The organism is Winogradskya consettensis (assembly GCF_018332715.1).
GTDB lineage: Bacteria > Actinomycetota > Actinomycetes > Mycobacteriales > Micromonosporaceae > Actinoplanes > Actinoplanes consettensis.
The window spans coordinates 1-17537 of the sequence record NZ_BOQP01000006.1; the positions used below are offsets into that span (position 1 = coordinate 1).

The window sequence follows — 17537 nt, forward strand, 5'->3', positions numbered from 1 at the left end:
GTCGGTCGGTCGGTCGGTCGGAGATCATCGCTTCTGCCAGGGCCCGCAGCTTCACCCCGGCACCCGGCCGACCCGGCGCCATCACTCCACCCCGGCCGGTCTACGGCCATCACTTCTCCCAGTTCGGCCCACAACTTCGCCCGGACCGGCCTTGAAGCCATAACCCTCACCGCGACCAGCCCAAGCCTCACCCCGACCAGCCCAAAGCCTCACCTCGACCAGCCCAAGCTCACCGCAAGCAGCCCAAGCTCACCGCAACCAGCCCAGGACCACGCCTCTCGAACGAACCGAGGCCACAACTCGCCCGGCCACCCCGGGGGCTGACCTCAGCCGGCCGCGCCCTGGGCTGCCGGCCATGGGCTAGTGGAGGCCGAGGGCCTTTTTCAGGTAGGGGATGTCCTGGGGGCCGGTCCAGCGGAAGGCGGGGAGCTTCGCGGCGCGGGCGCCTCGGATGACGCGGTCGTCGTCGTCGACGAAGAGGACCCAGGGGGGCTGTTCGTTGAGGGCTTCGACGGCTTGGGTGAAGAATTCGGGGGCGGGTTTGTGGATTTTGAGTTCGGTGGAGCTGATGATCGCGTCGAACTCGTGGGTGAGGCCGAGGGTTTCGAGGTCGCCGCGCAGGAGGTCGGTGGCGTTGGTGGCGAGGCCGACGGGGCGGCCGGCGGCGCGGACCTCGCGGATGAAGGTGAGGACGTCGGGGTCGACCGTGCCTCGGTGTTTCTGCCATTCGGTGACTGCGGCGCGGGCCTGGTCCTCGTCGAGGGGGAGGCGCTGGGCGATGAGGCCCATCCACTCGGCGTCGGTCATCTCGCCGGCGACGGCGGGGCGCAGGAGCTCCCAGGTGAATGCTGTCTTCATCAGGGTGCCGGGGTCGAGGCCGTAGGTGGATTCGACGCCGGCTGCGACGGTGGGGTCCCAGCGGCGGACGACGCCGTCGAGGTCGATCAGCATGGCCCTGGCGGGTTGGCGCAGCATCCGGTCCGCGGTCCTCTCTCAGCGCTCGTGGGAACGCTTCTCAGCGCTCGGGTGGAACGCTTCTCAGCGCTCGGTGGAACGCTGCAAGGTTAGCCGGGTCGGTCAGTCCTCTTCCTCGCGGTTGAGGCGCTGGCTGATCACCTGGGTCACGCCGGCGCGCATGGTGACGCCGTACAGGGCGTCGGCGACCTCCATCGTGCGTTTCTGGTGGGTGATGATCAGGAGCTGGCTCTTCTCGCGGAGCTGCTGGAAGAGGGTGATCAGGCGGCCCAGGTTGACGTCGTCGAGGGCGGCCTCGACCTCGTCCATGATGTAGAAGGGGCTGGGGCGGGCGCGGAAGATGGCGCAGAGCATCGCGACGGCGGTCAGCGAGCGTTCGCCGCCGGAGAGCAGCGAGAGGCGCTTGATCTTCTTGCCGGGTGGGCGGGCCTCGACCTCGACGCCGGTGGTGAGCATGTCCTCCGGGTCGGTGAGGACGAGTCTGCCCTCGCCGCCGGGGAAGAGGACCTGGAAGACGGTCTGGAACTCGCGGGCGGTGTCCTCGAAGGCGGAGGAGAAGACCTCGAGGATGCGCTCGTCGACGTCCTTGACGACGGTGAGCAGGTCCTTGCGGGTCGCCTTGAGATCTTCGAGCTGGTCGGAGAGGAATTTGAAGCGCTCTTCGAGGGCGGCGAACTCCTCCAGCGCGAGCGGGTTGACCTTGCCGAGCAGGGCCAGGTCGCGCTCGGCCTTGTTGGCGCGTTTCTCCTGCGTGGGGCGGTGGAACGGGACCGGCTCCGGGGGTTCCTTGCCGTTGCTCTCGGCGAGGTTGACCTCGGCCTGGGTCGGCGGGACGAGCTGCTCGGGGCCGTACTCGGCGACCAGGGTGTCGGTGTCCAGCGAGAAGTCCTCGGCGGCCTTCGCCTCGAGCTGTTCGATGCGCATCCGCTGCTCGGCGCGGGCGACCTCGTCGCGGTGCACCTCGCTGGTCAGCCGTTCCAGCTCGGAGACCAGACGCTTCGCGGTCGCGCGGACCTCGGAGAGTTCGGCTTCCCGGCCCGTACGCGCACGGGCCAGCTGGTCGCGGACCTCGACGGCCGCGGTCAGCGAGACCGAGACCCGGGCCAGCGCCGCGCCGGCACCCAGCGCGACCGCCTTGGCGATCTCGGCGCCGCGGACCCGGGCCGCACGCCGGGCGGCGGCTCGTTCGCGGGCCTGGCGTTCGGCGGTGGCCTGGCGCAGCAGCGAGTCGGCGCGACCGGAGATCGAGGAGACCCGCTCCTCGGCCGTGCGGACCGCGAGCCGTACCTCCATCTCGTTCTGGCGTGACTGCGGGACCAGCGCGGAGAGCGTGTCGCGCTCCTCCGTGGAGGGTTCCTCGTCGATCGGGGTGGCTTCGGCGAGCCGCAGCCGCTCCTCCAGCTCGAGGAGCCCGGCGAGGTCGCGGTCGCGGTTGCCTTCCGCTTTCTGCCGGGAGGCGCCGAGCCGCTCGGACTCGGCCTTGGCGGATCGGGCGGCAGCGCCCAGCTCGGCGAGCCGGCGGGCGGCGGCGTTGCGCTCGCCCTCGGCGGCGCGTTTGGCGGCGGCCGCGACGTTGACCGCTTCCTTGTGCTCGGCGACCTCGGCCCGGGCGTCGGCGAGCTGCGCCTTGAGCTCGCCGATCGCCTGCTCGGCGGTTTCGCGGTTGGTCCGGGCCTCGTCGACGGCGGCCTGGACCTCGATGTAACTCGTCTGCTTGCCCGAGCCACCGGCTGCGGAGTGCGAACCCAGCACGTCGCCGTCGGGGGTGACCGCGCGCAGCTCGGCGTTGTGCGCGACGAGCTGCGTGGCGGCGGCGAGATCCGGGACGAGTACGACGTCACGCAGCGCACGGTTGAGTGCGGGGCGGATCGTGTCGGGGCACTCGATGACGTCGGGTGCCCAGACAGCGCCCTCGGGCAGCTGGGGCCGCAGGGAGTCGAGCGATCCCTGCATGCCCGGCCCGGCGGGGCTCGCGACGACCAGGGCGGCCCGGCCGGCGTCTGCGATCTTGAGCGTACGCATGGCCTCGACGGCCTCGTCCACTCCGCTCAGGGCGACCGAGTCGGCGAGCGCGCCCAGGGCTGCGGCCAGCGCCGCCTCGTGCCCGGGGCGGACCGTGAGCATCGACGCGAGGCTGCCGAGCAGACCGGGCACCTGGTCGGCCCGGCCGAGCAGCGCACCGGCGCCGTCCTTGCGCTTGAGACCCATCGCGAGGGCTTCCTCGCGGGCCTTCCAGCTGGCGGCGTCCTTCTCCGCGGTGCGCTCGGCGTCGGAGAGCTCCCGGACCACGGCGGCGGCCTGGTCGTGCAGCGCGACGGCTTCGGCGTGCCGGTCGTCGAGCTCGACGTTGTCACGGTCGGCCTCGGTGGACTCCGCAGAGACCGCGTCGACCTCGGCCTGCGCTGCCTCGGCGCGGGTCAGCGCGTCGGTGTGGGCGGCGGCGAGGCGCTCGATCTCCTCGGCGGCACTTCCCGTGCGGGCCCGGGCGGCGTTCACGTTGCCGGTCAGTTTGGCGAGGCCCTCGCGGCGGTCGGCGATGGCCTTGGCAGCCGTACGCAGAGCGCCTTCGGCTTGAAGCAGTTGCCTTTCCAGCTCCTGGCGGTGCTCGACCGCCTCGGCGAGGCGCATCTGGTCCTCGGTCAGGGCCTCGCGCAGCTCCTCTTCCTGCTCCCGGACCCGCTCGGCCTCGGCTTCGAGCTGGTCGGGGTCGCGGCCGAGCCGCTCGTCCTCGGGGGCGGCGGCCATGTGCCGCGCCCGTTCGGAGGCGAGCTGCTCGGTGGAGCGGAAGCGCTCCTGCAGGGCGGAGAGTTTGTACCAGGTGTCCTGCGCGGCCTGCAGCAGCGGCGCGTCCTCGGCGTGCTGGGCCTCGAGGTCGGCGAGCATCCGCTGGATCTCGCGGTTCTCGGCTTCGACCTGCTGACGCCGGTCGCGCATCGCCGATTCGTCGGCGATCTCCTTGTCGAGCGTGGTGCGCAGCGTGTAGAGGTCGTCGGCGAGCAGCCGCAGCCGGGCGTCGCGCAGGTCGGACTGGATGCCCGCGGCGCGCCGGGCGACCTCGGCCTGCTTGCCGAGCGGCTTGAGCTGGCGGCGCAGCTCGGCGGTGAGGTCGTTGAGCCGGTTGAGGTTGGTCTGCATCGCGTCGAGCTTGCGCACGGCTTTTTCTTTGCGCTTGCGATGCTTCAGAACGCCGGCCGCCTCCTCGATGAACGAGCGGCGGTCCTCGGGTTTGGCGTGCAGCATCGCGTCGAGCCGGCCCTGCCCGACGATGATGTGCATCTCGCGCCCGATGCCGGAGTCGGAGAGCAGCTCCTGGATGTCGAGCAGCCGGCACTGATTGTTGTTGATCTCGTACTCGCTGGCGCCGTCCCGGAACATCCGGCGGGTGATCGACACCTCGGTGTAGTCGATGGGCAGAGCCCCGTCGCCGTTGTCGATCGTGAGGGTCACCTCGGCGCGGCCCAGCGGGGCCCGGCCGGCGGTGCCGGCGAAGATGACGTCCTCCATCTTGCCGCCGCGCAGCGCCTTGGCTCCCTGCTCACCGAGCACCCAGGCGATGGCGTCGACGACGTTGGACTTGCCGGAGCCGTTCGGACCCACCACACAGGTGATGCCCGGCTCCAGCCGCAGCGTCGTAGCGGAGGCGAAGGACTTGAAGCCCTTGACCGTCAGGCTCTTGAGGTGCACGGATCTCCGAGGGTCGGCGGTTTGCTCTGGCCAGCAGGTTACCCGCCCGCACACGCCATGTCCGCGCACGCCGCGCGTCCCGTTACGACCCGTATTTTACCTGGTGGGGCTTTTGTCGGCGATGGGCGCCCAGTGGCGCGCGTTTCGCAATACGGCGAGCGCCGTCAGCAATACGCGGCGTGCTCAGCAATACAAAAGCGAAAGAATTGGCACGCTCAGTCTGCAAAAACCGGCATTGCACCGCCCAAGCCGACAAAAAAATGCGCGCCACCACTGATTACGTGGAGGCGCGCGTGGTGATCCTGAGCGTCGTCTTCAGTGCTGAGCTCTGTGGTGCGGCGTTCTGGTGCTGAGTTCTCTCAGGTTGAGCGTCGGATGCGAGGGGATGTCGAGCGCTCGGATCCGAAGCACAAGGGAGAAAGCTCAGGTCAGCGGGGAGACTCAGGTCAGCGTGAAGCTCAGGTCAGCGCCGGCTCGGTCAGCCGCAGAAGATCGTCGGCTTCGGCAGCCGCGAGACGATCGTTCTCCGCCCGCAGACGGGTGATCTCGAACTCCAGAGCCTGCACCCTGGAACGCAGTCGGGTGACCTCGTCGAGCAGCCGCCGATCGGGCGCTGCACCTACGTGGCCATAGAGGGCCTTAGCCATGACTTCTCCTTGTGAGACATCAGGTCTCTTTGTAAAGCGCTGCCGGACTAGCCGGACCAGACGCGCGCGCAGCGGTAGGCACACCTGCACCCACAGACACGCGTAGGCACAAAGATCTGACCTCAAGGTCTTGCACGAGATGCAGATTTATCCGGACTCAGCGCTGCGACCAAAGCGAGCTAGGCAACTCAAGAGAAGCTCGGGACTTGGAAGCTTGGACTGAGCACAGACGGGCGCGACTGGCGACACTTCTATGGTGCGCCGATGTCCAGGCTCCGTCAAGCCGTGGGCCACCGCGCCGACCCCCGTCAGCCAGTGAATCACGCCACCCTGGCACGCGGACCTCCATTGGATCAAGCTAATTCCCTCGTGAGATGACGAGGAATACCCCCTTACGCACTTCCGGCTACCTAACGACCACGTAGCGCAGGGTTCGGAGGCAGGTTCCCTGAACGGGGCCTTATGTCTTGCTTAGCTGGTTTGCCGCGTATTCACGTGGCTGCTTACCGTGACCCGTCGAAGCCGCTCGATGCATGTTCTCGTGCGAGCAACCATGGGCCGCCGTCCGGTGCCGGGTGCCGGTGGCGGGGCACCCGGCGCTGGGCGGTGAATTGAAAAGCGGCAAAGCGCGCAAATGGGTCTAAGTAGTGTCGCCTAGGTGACACCGTCCCGCTACTCTCCGCGCCTGCTTCGTTGCAGCCAACGTGATTTCGCCCCCGCCGCACCCGCGGTGCTGACCGCATGCGCATCTGTCTGCTCACCGGCGGCGGCTACCCGTTCCGGCGCGACGCGCTCGGCGGCTGGTGCCGCACCCTCGTCGACGGCCTCGACGCCCACCGGTTCGAGCTCGTCACGGTCGGCGATCGGGAATCGGCGTCCGGACCCGCGTACCCGCTGCCTGAGCATGTCGACTCGGCGACGGCCGTCACGCTGCCCCGGGAGAGCGCCCGGCGCGAGGGCCGCGACGAGCAGGCCACACTGGCGGCCGTCCTGCTCTGCCAGGGACTGATCGACGACACCGGCGACGACCTCGCCCTGGGCCTCGACACGCTGGTGAAACTGACCACGACGACCGAAGCGCTGGTGAAGCTGACCGCGACGACCGAAGCGCTGGTGAAGCTGAACGCGACGACCGAGGCTCCGCTCAAAGTGAGCGCGGTAGCCGAGGCACCGCTCAGCGCCGTACCGCTCGCCGAACTGCTCTCCGAGGCATGGCGGGCCGGCACAGGAATGCGGCTGAGCCTGCGGGATGCGCGTACGGCGGCGACACTGCTCCGGCACGCCATGCGCGCCCTGGCCGTGCCGCTGCCGCCGAGCGACCTCGTGCACTGCGTAGGCGGCACCACGCCGTTGCTCACCGCACTCGCCGCCCGCCGGCGCACCGGCACTCCCCTGCTGCTGACCGAGGCACGGGCACCGGTGGCGCGGCTACGAGCCGGTGAGGAGCGGCTGTCGCCGGCCGTCCGCACGGTGCTGCGCAGATTCCGCCGCGCGGTGGCCCGCACCGGGTACGCCGAAGCCGGACTCGTCGCGCCGCTGAGCGACTACCACCACGCCTGGGCGCTGCGGCACGGCGCTGCCCCCGAGCGGCTCGTCCCCGTACCCGCCGGTGTCGATCCGCAGGAGTTTCCCGCGGCACCTGAGGCGCGTACCCCTCCTGCGATTGTCTGGGCCGGCGGCAGCGGTCCGGAGAGTGGGCTGACGTGCCTGCTGGAGGCGTTCGCCCAGATCCTGGAGGCGCTCCCGAAGACGGTGCTGCATCTGTTCGGCGACGAGCACACCGCCAGGGAGAGACTGGACCGCGCGGTCAGAGTGCACCCGCTGCCCGCGGACCCCCGGCACCGGTACGCGCTGGGCCACCTCGTCGTGCACCTGCCCGGCCCGTCCGACCCGCCGTCCCGGCTGGTGGAGGCCATGATGTCCGGCCGCGCGGTGGTCGGCGCCGACACCGGCCCGGTCGCGGAGACGCTGGGCGACAGCGGGGTGTGCGTGCCGCCGGACGACCCCGCAGCGCTCGCCGCCGCCTGCATCGCCCTGCTCAGAGCCCCCGCCCGCCGCCGCGCCCTGGGTGACGCGGCACGGCGCCGGGCACTCGCCCACTTCACCAGCGATCACGTCGTACGCGCGTACGGCGCGCTCTACCAGGACCTGTCAGCGCCACCGCCCGCTCCGACCTACGAACTGGCCCTGGCCCACACCGACCTTTGGAGGACGCCGTGAGGACCCTGTTCCCGCCGTACGCCTGCCCGTCGCCCGACCTGCCCGCCGACCAGGACACCTGGGTCGTGCAGGAACGCCCCGGCCCGCGCCGCACCGAGCACCAGATCCTGGGCCGCGTCGACCTCGACTGGGGCGGGCGCTCCCTCGCCGATGTGCTGGCCGACGTCGATCTGTGGCGGGAGGAGGGCGTCGAGGGGCTCTTCCTCGACCGGGCGCCGGCCGGGTCGGGGGGTGTCGGGCCGGTGGCGCTGACCGTCCGGCTGGCGGCGCGGCGGGGCCTGCACCGGATCGTGCTGAACCCGGGCGTGCCGACCCATCCGCTCTACCGCGAGCTGGGCGTGCGGATCTGCACGTTCGACGGGCCGTGGTCGGCGTACCAGGGGTGGGCCGGGGACGGGGTCGTCGCCGGGGACGGGCATCTGGTGCACGGCGTACCGCAGGACATGCTGACGGCCGCGCGCCGGTTGATGGGGCGCCGGGGCGCGGGGTTCGGGCTGGCGACCGACACCAGCCCGTACGTCACCGCAAAGGTTTCCGAGGGCGTGGCTGGCAGCGCGGGCAGCTGAAGGAGGAGCGGTTCATGAACTGCTCGCGGCGGATCGCTGTGCCGCATCGGTGACACGGCTGGCCCTCCCGGCCGTACGCGTCCAGTGACCGGTCGAAGTACCCGCTCTCCCCGTTGACGTTGACGTACAGCGCGTCGAAGCTGGTGCCCCCGGCCACGATGGCCGCACCGAGCACGTCGCGGATGTCGGCGAGCAATCTGCGTACCTGTGGCTTGGTCAGTGCGTCCGTCGGCCTCGTGCCGTGCAGCTGAGCGCGCCACAACGCCTCGTCCGCGTAGATGTTGCCCACCCCGGAGATCAGGGTCTGGTCGAGGATGGCCCGCTTGACCTCGGTGTGTTTGCGCCGCATCGCGGTGACGAAGAGCTCGTCGTCGAAGAGCGGGTCGATCGGGTCGCGGGCGATGTGTGCGATCTCGTCCGGCAGCTCGGCGCCGCCCTCGGAGACGGACAGGCCACCGAACGTGCGCTGGTCGACGAAGCGCAGCTCGGGGCCGTCGTCGGCGAACTCGAACCGGACCCGCAGGTGGGTCTCGTCGGGCGCCTCCGGGGGCTGCATCAGCAGCTGCCCGCTCATGCCGAGGTGGCCGATGATCGCGTCGCCGGAGTCGAGCGGCAGCCACAGGTATTTGCCGCGGCGCGCGACGTCGGTGATCGTGCGACCGGCCAGCACCGCGGCGAAGTGCACGTCACCGGGCAGGTGCCGGCGGATCGCCCGCGGGTGCAGCACGGCGACCGCCTCGATGCGACGGCCCGTCACCCATTTGGCCAGGCCCTGACGGACCGTTTCGACCTCGGGAAGCTCCGGCACGAGAAACCCCTCTTAGATTGTGTACGGCCACACGGCCACCAGATACGCGCCGTACCAGAGGCCGAACGCGGCCCAGGCGCTGATCGCGAGGATGGCTACGCGAGGGCGGGCTTTCGCCGCGGCGGCGACCGCGGGCAGCAGCGTCAAGAGTACGGGCAGCAGCAGCCGCGGCTTGGAGTGGTAATACCCCGCCTGTCCATACACGAGCACCATGGCGACCAGCCCGTAGACCGCGATCGGCAGCCACGGCCGGCCCGCCAGCGCCACACCGGCGGCGGCCAGCGCGGCGAGCAGGATCAACGCCACGCTCATGGGCACCCAGCCGTCCGCCACGGTCAGCGTGTCCTTGAGGAACTTGATCGTGCTGCTGCCGTAGTCGAACGACGTACCCCACCCCGCCGTCTGGATCTTGAACCAGGCGTCCGGCTCACCGACCCGAAGACCGACCCAGGCCAGATATGCGGGTACGCCCGCCAGCGCCACAACCGCAGCCACCAGCGGCGGCCAGATCCGGGACCGGTCCGCGCGGACAGCCATGATCGCCGCGACCGCGAGCCCCACCGCGGCGGCGGCACCCGTGGGCCGGGTCAGCGAACACGCGAGCCCGAGCAGCCCGGCAGCCCACCACACCCTTCGGTGCGCGGCCACGAACATCCCCGCCACCAGGGCCAGGAAGAGACTCTCCGAGTACGCCATGGACAGCACCACCGACATCGGCGCGCCGCAGCAGATCGCCACCAGCGCCCAGCCCGCCCGGCGACTGCTGAACAGGCTGGTCCCGAGCAGGTGCAGGGCCACGGCCGCCCCGATCGACGCCACCCAGCTGACCGTGAGCGCGGCGGTGCCCGGGTCGAGCCCCAGCGTGGACAGCAGCCGGATCAGCATCGGGTAGAGGGGGAAGAAGGCCAGCTCGTTGCCTTCCAGCGCGCCGCTCTGGCCGTACGTGTAGCCGTGCGGGTAGCCGGCGGCGACCCGCTGGAACCAGCCACCGTCCCAGATCAGCAGGTTGCTTCGCAGACCGGCCGGCTCCGGGATGGACCGGTCCAGAACGACGAGCAACAGGATCTGCACCGTACGCGTGAGCGCGAGCAGCCCGACCGCGGTGCCCACGCCCTCCCAGCGCCCGGCCAGATCCCAGAGACGAACGGCAGGCGCTTTCGTCTCCTGCTCCGTCGCACTCACTCGACGTCCGACGGCTTCTCGTCGTCGGGGGTGTCCGTGTGCCCGCCGCCGGCGACCGCGGGTGGCGGCGTCGTGGCTTCCGCGCGATCGGTGAGGATCCGCCAGGCCGCGGCGGCGGCGCGCTGCTCGGCCTGCTTCTTGCTGCGCCCGTCGGAACCGCCGTAGCGCTCGCCGGCCACGACCACCCACGCGGTGAACGTCTTGGCGTGGTCCGGGCCCGCGTCGTCGATCACGTAGTCGGGCACGCCCAGGCTCAGCGCGGCGGTCAGCTCCTGCAGGCTCGTCTTCCAGTCCAGCGCCGCGCCGCGACCCGCCGACTCGGCCATCAGCGGATCGAACAGCCGGTGGATGACCTCGCCCGCGATGTCCAGCCCGTGCTCCAGGTAGATCGCCCCGAGCAGCGCCTCCAGGGTGTCGGCCAGGATGCTGGCCTTGTCCCGCCCGCCCGTCGTCTCCTCGCCCTTGCCGAGCAGCAGGTGCGGGCCGAGCCCCTGCGGGCCCAGCGTGCGGGCCACGTCGGCCAGCGCGTGCATGTTGACGACGCTCGCGCGCAGCTTGGCGAGCTGACCCTCGGGCAGGTCGGGGTGATTGTGGAACAGCGCCGAGGTGATCACGACGCCGAGCACGGAGTCGCCCAGGAATTCCAGGCGCTCGTTGGTGGGGAGGCCGCCGTTCTCGTACGCGTACGAACGGTGGGTGAGCGCGCGCTCGAGCAGATCAGGTTCGAAGGGGACGCCGAACGCCTCCTCGAGGGGCTCGGTCGAGGGCCGATACCGCCGCATGTTGCTACTGCTCATGAACCACCTCTTGCGTTCGGGGAATCTCTTTGCCCTGGATCAGCCCGGCGATGACCGGTATGGCCCCTCGGCGGTGCAGGTTAGCGGCCAGCCCGATTCCGGCGGCGATGTCCCGGCCGGAGGCGGCGCCGTGACAGACCACTACGGTGCCGCCCACCCCGAGCAGCACGGCGGCGCGCGGGGGCGGCTCGCCGGGGCCGGGGGTGCCGATCGTGGCGTACGCCATTTCGAGCGCTTTGAGCAGGATGTTTCCGCTGAAGCCGTCGGTCACCACGACGTCGGCGACCGCGCCGGACACGACGTCGTCGCCCTCGACCAGGCCGACGTAGCGGGCATCCGCGGGCAGGTCCAGCCCGGCGAGCAGCTCCGGCGCGGCACGGCGCAGCCGGTCACCCTTGCCGGGCTCGGTGCCGATGGTGAGAAGGCCCACTCGCGGGGTGGCGACGCCGTGCACGGAGGCGGCGTACGCGGCGCCCAGGTGGGCGTGCATGGCGAGGGTCCGCTCGTCCGGGTCGACGGAGGAACCCACGTCGAGCAGGAGGAGACGGCCGGCAGCGCTCGGCAGCACGGCGGCGAGAGGGGGGCGGCGCACTCCGGGCCAGCGGCCCATGGCGAGTGCGGCGGAGGTGACGATGGCGCCGGTGTCGCCCGCGGAGACGACCGCGTCGGCCAGACCCTCGGCGACGGCGTGGACAGCCGCGCGGGTCGTGTCTCTCGGGTAGGGGCCCGGCAGCGACCGCACGCGATGATGCTCGTCCGTTGGCAGGGCAGCCAGAACGGTGCCGACGGCCTCGACCGGGCCGACCAGCAGCAGCGTAAGGGCAGGGTCGGTCTGACAGGCGCGCAGAGCGCCGTCAACCACGACGGCGGGAGCTTGGTCCCCGCCGAGGAGGTCGACGGCGATCCGCGCGGTGCCCGGAACCGGGGCGGTGCCGGCCTGCGGGCCGTTCCGCTCCGGATCCGGGGCACCGGGCGATCGCCGTTGCCCGGACTCGACCCGCCCGATAATCGGGCGTGTCACTCCGCGAGGCTCAGACCTCGACGACCTGACGGCCGTTGTAGGTGCCGCAGACCCCGCACGCAGTGTGCGGCAGGTGCGGCGACTTGCACTGGGGGCAAGCCACGGTCTGCACCACGGTCGCCTTCCAGTTCGCCCGGCGGGACCGGGTGTTGCTGCGCGACATCTTGCGCTTGGGGACAGCCACGGTACCTACTCCTCAGTGTTCGAAATGTTGCGCAAAGCGGCCCAGCGAGCATCGACGACCTCGTGGCTGTGGTCAGCCGGAAGATCGTCGAGATGCACCCCGCAGTCGGGGCACAACCCTGGGCAGTCCGGCCGGCAGACCGGGTTGGTCGGCAGAGTCAGGACCACTGCGTCCCGCACTGCCGGTTCCAGGTCGAACAGGTCGCCGTGCATCCGGCCGACCTCGTCCTCGTCCGTCGTCTCTTCCGTGGTGCTGTCCTCGTAGGCGAACAGCTCCGCGATCGTGACGTCGAACGACTGATCGATCTCGTCGAGGCAGCGCCCGCACTCACCCGAGAGTGAGCCACGCACGTTGCCGCTGACATAGACGCCCTCGGAGACCGACGTGAGACTCAGATCGAGCTCGACGTCGGAACCTTCGGGCACCGAGATCAACTCAAGGCCGAGGTCCTTCGGTGCCGGAATGACCCGCTTCAGGGCACGCGTCGCACCAGGCTGCCGCGGGAGCTTCGTCGTGTCGACGACCAGCGGCTTCCTGGGATCGAGGTGGTTCTGCGAAATCTTGGGCATCATGAACTCTCAGCCATGGGAAGGCCGACAGGAAAGGTTACCTGAGCAGCGGGCGTAGCGTCGAATCGGGCCTGGGGTGCTCAGAACGGCAACGGTCGCTCGTTCTCTTCGCCCTGGAACGTCCCGATTTCGCGCAGCGCGTGCATCTTGTCGCGGCCGCGCTCTATCGACGATAGCGCCCGGGTGAGGAACTGCTCGAAGTTGGCCAGCGCCGTGTCGACGTAGTCGTCGACCTCCTCACGCAGGCGCTGAGCCTCGGCCCGGGCCTCGGAGATGATCCGGGCCCCCTCGTGCTCGGCCGAGACCGTGATCTCGTTCACCGACACGAGCCGGGCGTGCTCGGTCTCACCCTCACTGACGATCCGGTCGGCCTCGCGCTTGCCGGCGTCGATGATCTTGTCGCGCTCCTCCAGGAGCGCGACAGCCCGGCGCAGGTCGCCCGGAAGCTCCGAACGCAACTCGTCGAGGAGGGCGACCATCTCGGCACGCTCGAACATGAAGTTGGTCCGCGACATCGGGACCGACCGTGCCTGCTCCACCAGGGAGATGATCTCGTCGATGCGGTCGAGCGGATCCACCGGCGCCTCACTCCTGTCACAGCTCGCACTCACGCTGAGTGGTGCGATCACGTTACTGCCGAGCCCCCCGGCGCAGCCGCATAGGCCACGCCGTCAGTTTTGCCGCAACCTCGTAACAAGCCGCTCCCGGACGAAGTCGGGCACATAGGGCGACGCGTCGCCGCCCCACTTCACGACGTCCTTCACGAGGCTGGACGAGAGGAACGAATATGTCGGGTTCGTAGGCATGAACAGGGTCTCCACACCGGAAAGCCCGATGTTCATCTGCGCCATCTGCAGCTCGTAGTCGAAGTCGCTGACCGCCCGGAGACCCTTGATCACCACCGCGGCGCCCTGGGCCCGGCAGAAGTCGACCAGCAGGCCGTGGAAGGATTCGACGCGCACGTTGCCGTACACAGCCGTGGCCTGCCGCAGCATCTCGATGCGCTCTTCGATCGTGAAGAGCCCCGTCTTCGAGTTGTTGATCAGCACGCCGACGATGACCTCGTCGAAGAGATGGCTGGCCCGCCCGACGATGTCGAGATGACCGTTGGTGACCGGATCAAAGGAACCGGGACAGACCGCACGCCTCATGAGCGGCGACCGTACCAAAGAGTGGTCTCGCCGTAACGCCGGCTGCGGTCCGCAGTGATCCCTTCGACCCAAGCCATCGGCTCGCCCCGCACCGCGGTGCGCGACGATCGCTCAAAGGTCACGACCGCGTCGCCGGCAAGCCAGCCGTTGGCCACCAGGGCCTGCTGGACCTGCTCAACCTCGTCGTCGGTGACGGCGTAGGGCGGGTCGGCGAAGATCACGTCGAAGGGGCCACCCTCGGGCGGACCGGCGAGCACCTGACCCACTTTTCCGGTGATCAACCGCGCAGCATTTCCGACCCGGAGTGTGACGATGTTGTCACGAATGGCCCGGGCCGCCTTGGCGTCGGCCTCAACGAGCAATGTGTACGCGGCACCGCGCGACAGCGCCTCGAGCCCGACCGCCCCCGAACCGGAGTAAAGGTCAGCGAATCGGGCGCCACTCAGATCGATCATGGTGTCGAGCGCGCTGAAGTACGCCTCACGCACCCGATCCGAGGTGGGTCGCGTCTTGTCCCCCGGCGGAGCGGCCAGCCGGCGTCCACCGTGCGCCCCGGCGATGATCCTGGTCATCCGACCCTGTCCGGCTGTCGAAGTAGCACGATCCGACGCTACGCCAACACCTCCGACCGACCACTGCGGAGTGAACTTTTACCTCCTCTTCTGTCCGTATCCACCACCGTGAGCATTGATCTCGATGCTCTGTGTTCAACGAAGATCACAGATATGCATCAGTCACCTTTGCGCGCGCTGAGATGTTTTTCAGATTCGCCACAGTCGCTATGGTCGGTCCGCCGCCGACGAAACGCTGTCGGCTCGACGATGCGGGGAGGTGTCGTCGTAGGCCTTCGCGGACACCCATGTCACGACGCGATCGTCTGCAGAACCGCCTTCCTGTGCAGTCCCCCTCGGTCCTCACCACAGGAGTTTTGGCGTGAACCTGTTCAAGTCCCCGCTTAGGCGCACAACGGCCATCGCGGCCGGTGCCTTCCTCGGCCTGATCGGCACTGTGGCCATCACCGGTCCCGCCAGCGCCCACGCGCCTGAAATCAAGGGCACGACCTCCTGTGTCGAAGGGGGCAAGTGGAAGGTCGACTGGTCGGTCGCCAACGACTTCCGCCTGTGGGCCACCGTCCGCGGCGTCGAGTCCTCGAACGGCGCCACCGAGATCGGCGCCATCAAGAACGGCGCTCAGGTCGCCCCGAACTACAGCAACCCGCTGCTCGGCAGCACCACCTACGGCGCCGGCGACCAGTCCGCCAGCCTCAAGGTCACGCTGAAGTGGACCGACAACTACATCGGTGGGCTCACCAAGACCATCGCGAAGCCGGGCGAGTGCAGCGTCGTCGTCCCGCCGACGACCGAGCCCCCGACGACCCAGCCGACGCCGTCGGACGTGCCGAGCACGCCGCCGTCGGACGAGCCGTCGACCCCGCCGTCGGACGAGCCCAGCACGCCGCCGTCGGACGAGCCGTCGACCCCGCCGTCGGACGAGCCCAGCACCCCGCCGTCGACCGAGCCGTCCGGCGAGCCCACCCCGGAGCCGACCCCCAGCTACGGCGAGGCCCAGCCGATCTTCGATCTCACCTGTGACTCGATGACGATCGGCCTGGACAACCCGGCCGACGGTGTCGAGATCCCGCTGGTCCTCGAGCCCAGCAAGGGCGACAAGGTCACGCTCGACGTCAAGCCGGGCGAGAAGAAGAGCCACACGTTCGACGCGTCCGAGGGCTTCTCGGTCAAGATCTACCTGCAGGGCTACGAGGACGACTCCGAGACCGTCGCCTGGGAAGCCCCTGACGGTTGCTCCGCCGGTGGTGCGGGTGGCGACGAGGACGGTGGCTCGCTGCCGCTGACCGGTGCGGCCGCCGGCAGCATCGCCGCAGGTGCGGTTGTCCTGCTCGGTGCCGGTATCGCGCTCTTCATCATCGCCCGTCGCCGCAAGGTCAAGTTCACCGCCTGACCCGGCCGCGCCTAGCGCGTAACGCCTGAACAACGAGGGCGCGTCGACCATCGGTCGGCGCGCCCTTCGGCTTTCCACAGTCGATGGTCTCGAATTCGCAACATCGACCTTAGGTACGGCTGAGGGATTCCACAGATTCCCCTGTCTCGATAAGGTCACCGAGCCGACGAGACGCCATCGGCTCGACGTCGCCCCTCCTGCTGCTCAATCTTGCTTCTTCGGTCCGTGAAGGCGGCTCTGTTGAAAACGCTGTTCCATCGCGTCGCGGCGATCGCCGCAGGCGCCCTTGTCGGCCTGACCGGCCTCGTGGCGATCGCCGCGCCGGCCAGCGCCGCCGGTCCCCAGATCACGATCACCGGCTCGGCCGAGTGCAACCCCGCGGCCGGTCAGTGGCTGGTCACCTGGACGGTCACGAACAGCGGTGACTCCCTCGCGCGGGTCGACAAGCTGCAGACCTCGCCGGTCCCGGTTCCCGAGCTGACCAACGGCACCCTGATCCCGCGCCGCAATCCCAGCGGGGTCGACGGCAAGCAGATCTTCAAGCAGACCGTCGAGGGCGGAGTCGCAGCGGCTTCGGTCTCCTTCGTCGGCATCTGGGCCGACAACACCAAGGACGCCGACAACAAGGCGAGCGTGCAGCTCGGCGACTGCAAGCCGGCCGAGACGCCGTGTGTCGGCGCCGACGACGCGAAGTTCCACCACACGTTCGCCGTGGCTGACGGCAAGTCGACCGCGACGGTGACGCTCGACGACGACGTCAAGCTCTGCGATGCCGAGCCGGTCACGCTGGTCACCTACTTCGCGCCGAAGACGAACTTCTCGGTCCCGCAGTACGCGTTCGCCCACCAGAGCGGCACGATCACCAACGAGAACCGCTCGGTGGAGCTCACTGCCGATCTGCCCGCCTGTAACGCCCAGGTGGACCTCTTCTTCGGCGACGAGGGCGACATCATCCCGGAGATCACCGAGGGTGGCCCCCGCTACAACGACAAAAAGCTCGGCAGCGCCGGCAAGCCCGGTAACCGGTCGAAGGGCCCGCAGGGCTGGTACAACGGCGGCAGCAAGGCCTGCCAGACGCCGGCCGTCGAACCGCTGTCCAGCTGCGACGGCACGGTCACCATCAACCTGAGCAACACCGGCGACCTGAGCAAGTACCCGGTGGACTTCACGGTCAAGGCCGGCGACTTCAGCAGGACGGTGACCGTCGCGCCGGGCAAGGGTGACACGGTGACGGTCCCGGCCGGTGCCGGCCCGATCACGGTCACCGCGGACGGCATGGACGACGTGAAGTACGAGTGGCAGCGGCCCGCCGACTGCCCGCGTCCGACGCTGACCGTGGAGAACGACTGCCGGACGGTGACCGTCACGGTGACCAACCCCGAGGGTGTCACGCCGGCCACGGCCACCGTGGTCTACAACGGCGAGACCAAGACCGTGAAGGTTGCTCCGGGCTCCTCCGAGAAGGTCACCTTCCCGGCTGACGACGCCACCGAGGCGACCGTCGCGTTCGACGGCGAGGAGCCGGTGACCGTGTCCGTCCCGAAGCAGGAGTGCGACGAGAACGGCGGCGGTAGCGGCGGCGACGACAACGGCAACAACGGTGGGGACAACGGCAACGGTGGCTCCGGCGGTGGCGACGACGACGGTGGCGGCCTTCCGGTCACCGGTGCGGCTGCCGGTGGTATCGCGGCCGGCGCGCTGGCGCTGCTGGTCGCGGGCGGGGTGCTCTTCTTCGTGGCCCGGCGCCGCAAGGTGAAGTTCACCGCGTAGG

The 17537-nt window shown here is 69.7% G+C and carries 17 protein-coding genes; 5 read left to right on the forward strand and 12 right to left on the reverse strand.

The features are described from left to right. Positions 1-360: 360 nt before the first annotated feature. Positions 361-975 carry an HAD family hydrolase gene (locus Aco04nite_RS05680; protein ID WP_212996125.1) on the reverse strand — a complete coding sequence of 205 codons (615 nt, stop codon included), beginning with the start codon at positions 973-975 and terminating at the stop codon, positions 361-363. 102 nt (positions 976-1077) lie between these two features. Then, a complete protein-coding gene (smc, locus tag Aco04nite_RS05685; protein ID WP_212996126.1) occupies positions 1078-4659 on the reverse strand; it encodes a chromosome segregation protein SMC in 3582 nt (1193 codons plus the stop codon). Positions 4660-4838: 179 nt separating this feature from the next. On the opposite strand from smc, the gene Aco04nite_RS05690 reads away from it, so the two are divergent. Further along, the gene (locus Aco04nite_RS05690) at positions 4839-5012 is read left to right on the forward strand and encodes a hypothetical protein (protein WP_212996127.1); all 174 of its coding nucleotides are present in this window, start codon (positions 4839-4841) and stop codon (positions 5010-5012) included. Positions 5013-5117: 105 nt separating this feature from the next. Here Aco04nite_RS05690 and Aco04nite_RS05695 read toward each other — a convergent pair whose 3' ends face one another. Beyond that, on the reverse strand, positions 5118-5306 hold the full coding sequence (locus tag Aco04nite_RS05695; RefSeq protein WP_203838580.1) for a hypothetical protein: 189 nt from the start codon (positions 5304-5306) through the stop codon (positions 5118-5120). A 741-nt stretch (positions 5307-6047) separates the two neighbouring features. Between Aco04nite_RS05695 and Aco04nite_RS05700 the strand changes: the two genes are divergently transcribed. Together Aco04nite_RS05700 and Aco04nite_RS05705 are read left to right on the forward strand one after the other, a co-directional pair. Next, a complete protein-coding gene (locus Aco04nite_RS05700) occupies positions 6048-7526 on the forward strand; it encodes a DUF3492 domain-containing protein (protein WP_212996128.1) in 1479 nt (492 codons plus the stop codon). After that, entirely contained in the window at positions 7523-8092 is a 570-nt protein-coding gene (locus Aco04nite_RS05705; RefSeq protein ID WP_212996129.1) for a putative glycoside hydrolase, read from the forward strand. Before Aco04nite_RS05700 ends, Aco04nite_RS05705 begins: the two co-directional genes overlap by 4 nt. Here the strand turns inward: Aco04nite_RS05705 and mutM are convergent. The 9 genes from mutM to rsmD all read right to left on the reverse strand — a co-directional run bounded on the left by mutM (position 8046) and on the right by rsmD (position 14376). Then, positions 8046-8900 carry a bifunctional DNA-formamidopyrimidine glycosylase/DNA-(apurinic or apyrimidinic site) lyase gene (gene mutM, locus Aco04nite_RS05710; RefSeq protein WP_212996130.1) on the reverse strand — a complete coding sequence of 285 codons (855 nt, stop codon included), beginning with the start codon at positions 8898-8900 and terminating at the stop codon, positions 8046-8048. The two genes, Aco04nite_RS05705 and mutM, sit on opposite strands and share 47 nt — an antisense overlap. A gap of 12 nt (positions 8901-8912) precedes the next feature. Continuing rightward, positions 8913-10082, reverse strand: coding sequence for a mannosyltransferase family protein (locus Aco04nite_RS05715; RefSeq protein WP_212996131.1), 1170 nt, complete (start codon positions 10080-10082; stop codon positions 8913-8915). Beyond that, the gene (gene rnc / locus Aco04nite_RS05720) at positions 10079-10879 is read right to left on the reverse strand and encodes a ribonuclease III (protein WP_244875771.1); all 801 of its coding nucleotides are present in this window, start codon (positions 10877-10879) and stop codon (positions 10079-10081) included. The genes Aco04nite_RS05715 and rnc overlap by 4 nt, the downstream gene beginning before the upstream one ends. Further along, entirely contained in the window at positions 10869-11783 is a 915-nt protein-coding gene (locus Aco04nite_RS05725) for a phosphate acyltransferase PlsX (protein ID WP_244875808.1), read from the reverse strand. Before Aco04nite_RS05725 ends, rnc begins: the two co-directional genes overlap by 11 nt. 127 nt (positions 11784-11910) lie before the next feature. Further along, positions 11911-12084 (reverse strand): 50S ribosomal protein L32, encoded by a 174-nt coding sequence (gene rpmF, locus Aco04nite_RS05730; protein WP_203838574.1) that lies wholly within the window; start codon positions 12082-12084, stop codon positions 11911-11913. 5 nt (positions 12085-12089) lie between these two features. Beyond that, complete coding sequence (locus Aco04nite_RS05735; protein WP_212996443.1) at positions 12090-12653, reverse strand: YceD family protein; 564 nt, start codon at positions 12651-12653, stop codon at positions 12090-12092. An 80-nt stretch (positions 12654-12733) separates the two neighbouring features. Then, complete coding sequence (locus tag Aco04nite_RS05740) at positions 12734-13231, reverse strand: hypothetical protein (protein ID WP_203838573.1); 498 nt, start codon at positions 13229-13231, stop codon at positions 12734-12736. A gap of 93 nt (positions 13232-13324) precedes the next feature. Next, positions 13325-13804, reverse strand: coding sequence for a pantetheine-phosphate adenylyltransferase (coaD, locus tag Aco04nite_RS05745; protein WP_212996133.1), 480 nt, complete (start codon positions 13802-13804; stop codon positions 13325-13327). Further along, the gene (gene rsmD / locus Aco04nite_RS05750; protein ID WP_212996134.1) at positions 13801-14376 is read right to left on the reverse strand and encodes a 16S rRNA (guanine(966)-N(2))-methyltransferase RsmD; all 576 of its coding nucleotides are present in this window, start codon (positions 14374-14376) and stop codon (positions 13801-13803) included. Before rsmD ends, coaD begins: the two co-directional genes overlap by 4 nt. Positions 14377-14737: 361 nt before the next feature. Between rsmD and Aco04nite_RS05755 the strand changes: the two genes are divergently transcribed. Both Aco04nite_RS05755 and Aco04nite_RS05760 read left to right on the forward strand, forming a co-directional pair. Further along, positions 14738-15766 (forward strand): PT domain-containing protein, encoded by a 1029-nt coding sequence (locus Aco04nite_RS05755; RefSeq protein WP_212996135.1) that lies wholly within the window; start codon positions 14738-14740, stop codon positions 15764-15766. A gap of 240 nt (positions 15767-16006) precedes the next feature. Then, the gene (locus tag Aco04nite_RS05760; RefSeq protein ID WP_212996136.1) at positions 16007-17536 is read left to right on the forward strand and encodes a cell wall anchor protein; all 1530 of its coding nucleotides are present in this window, start codon (positions 16007-16009) and stop codon (positions 17534-17536) included. Position 17537 lies beyond the last annotated feature (1 nt).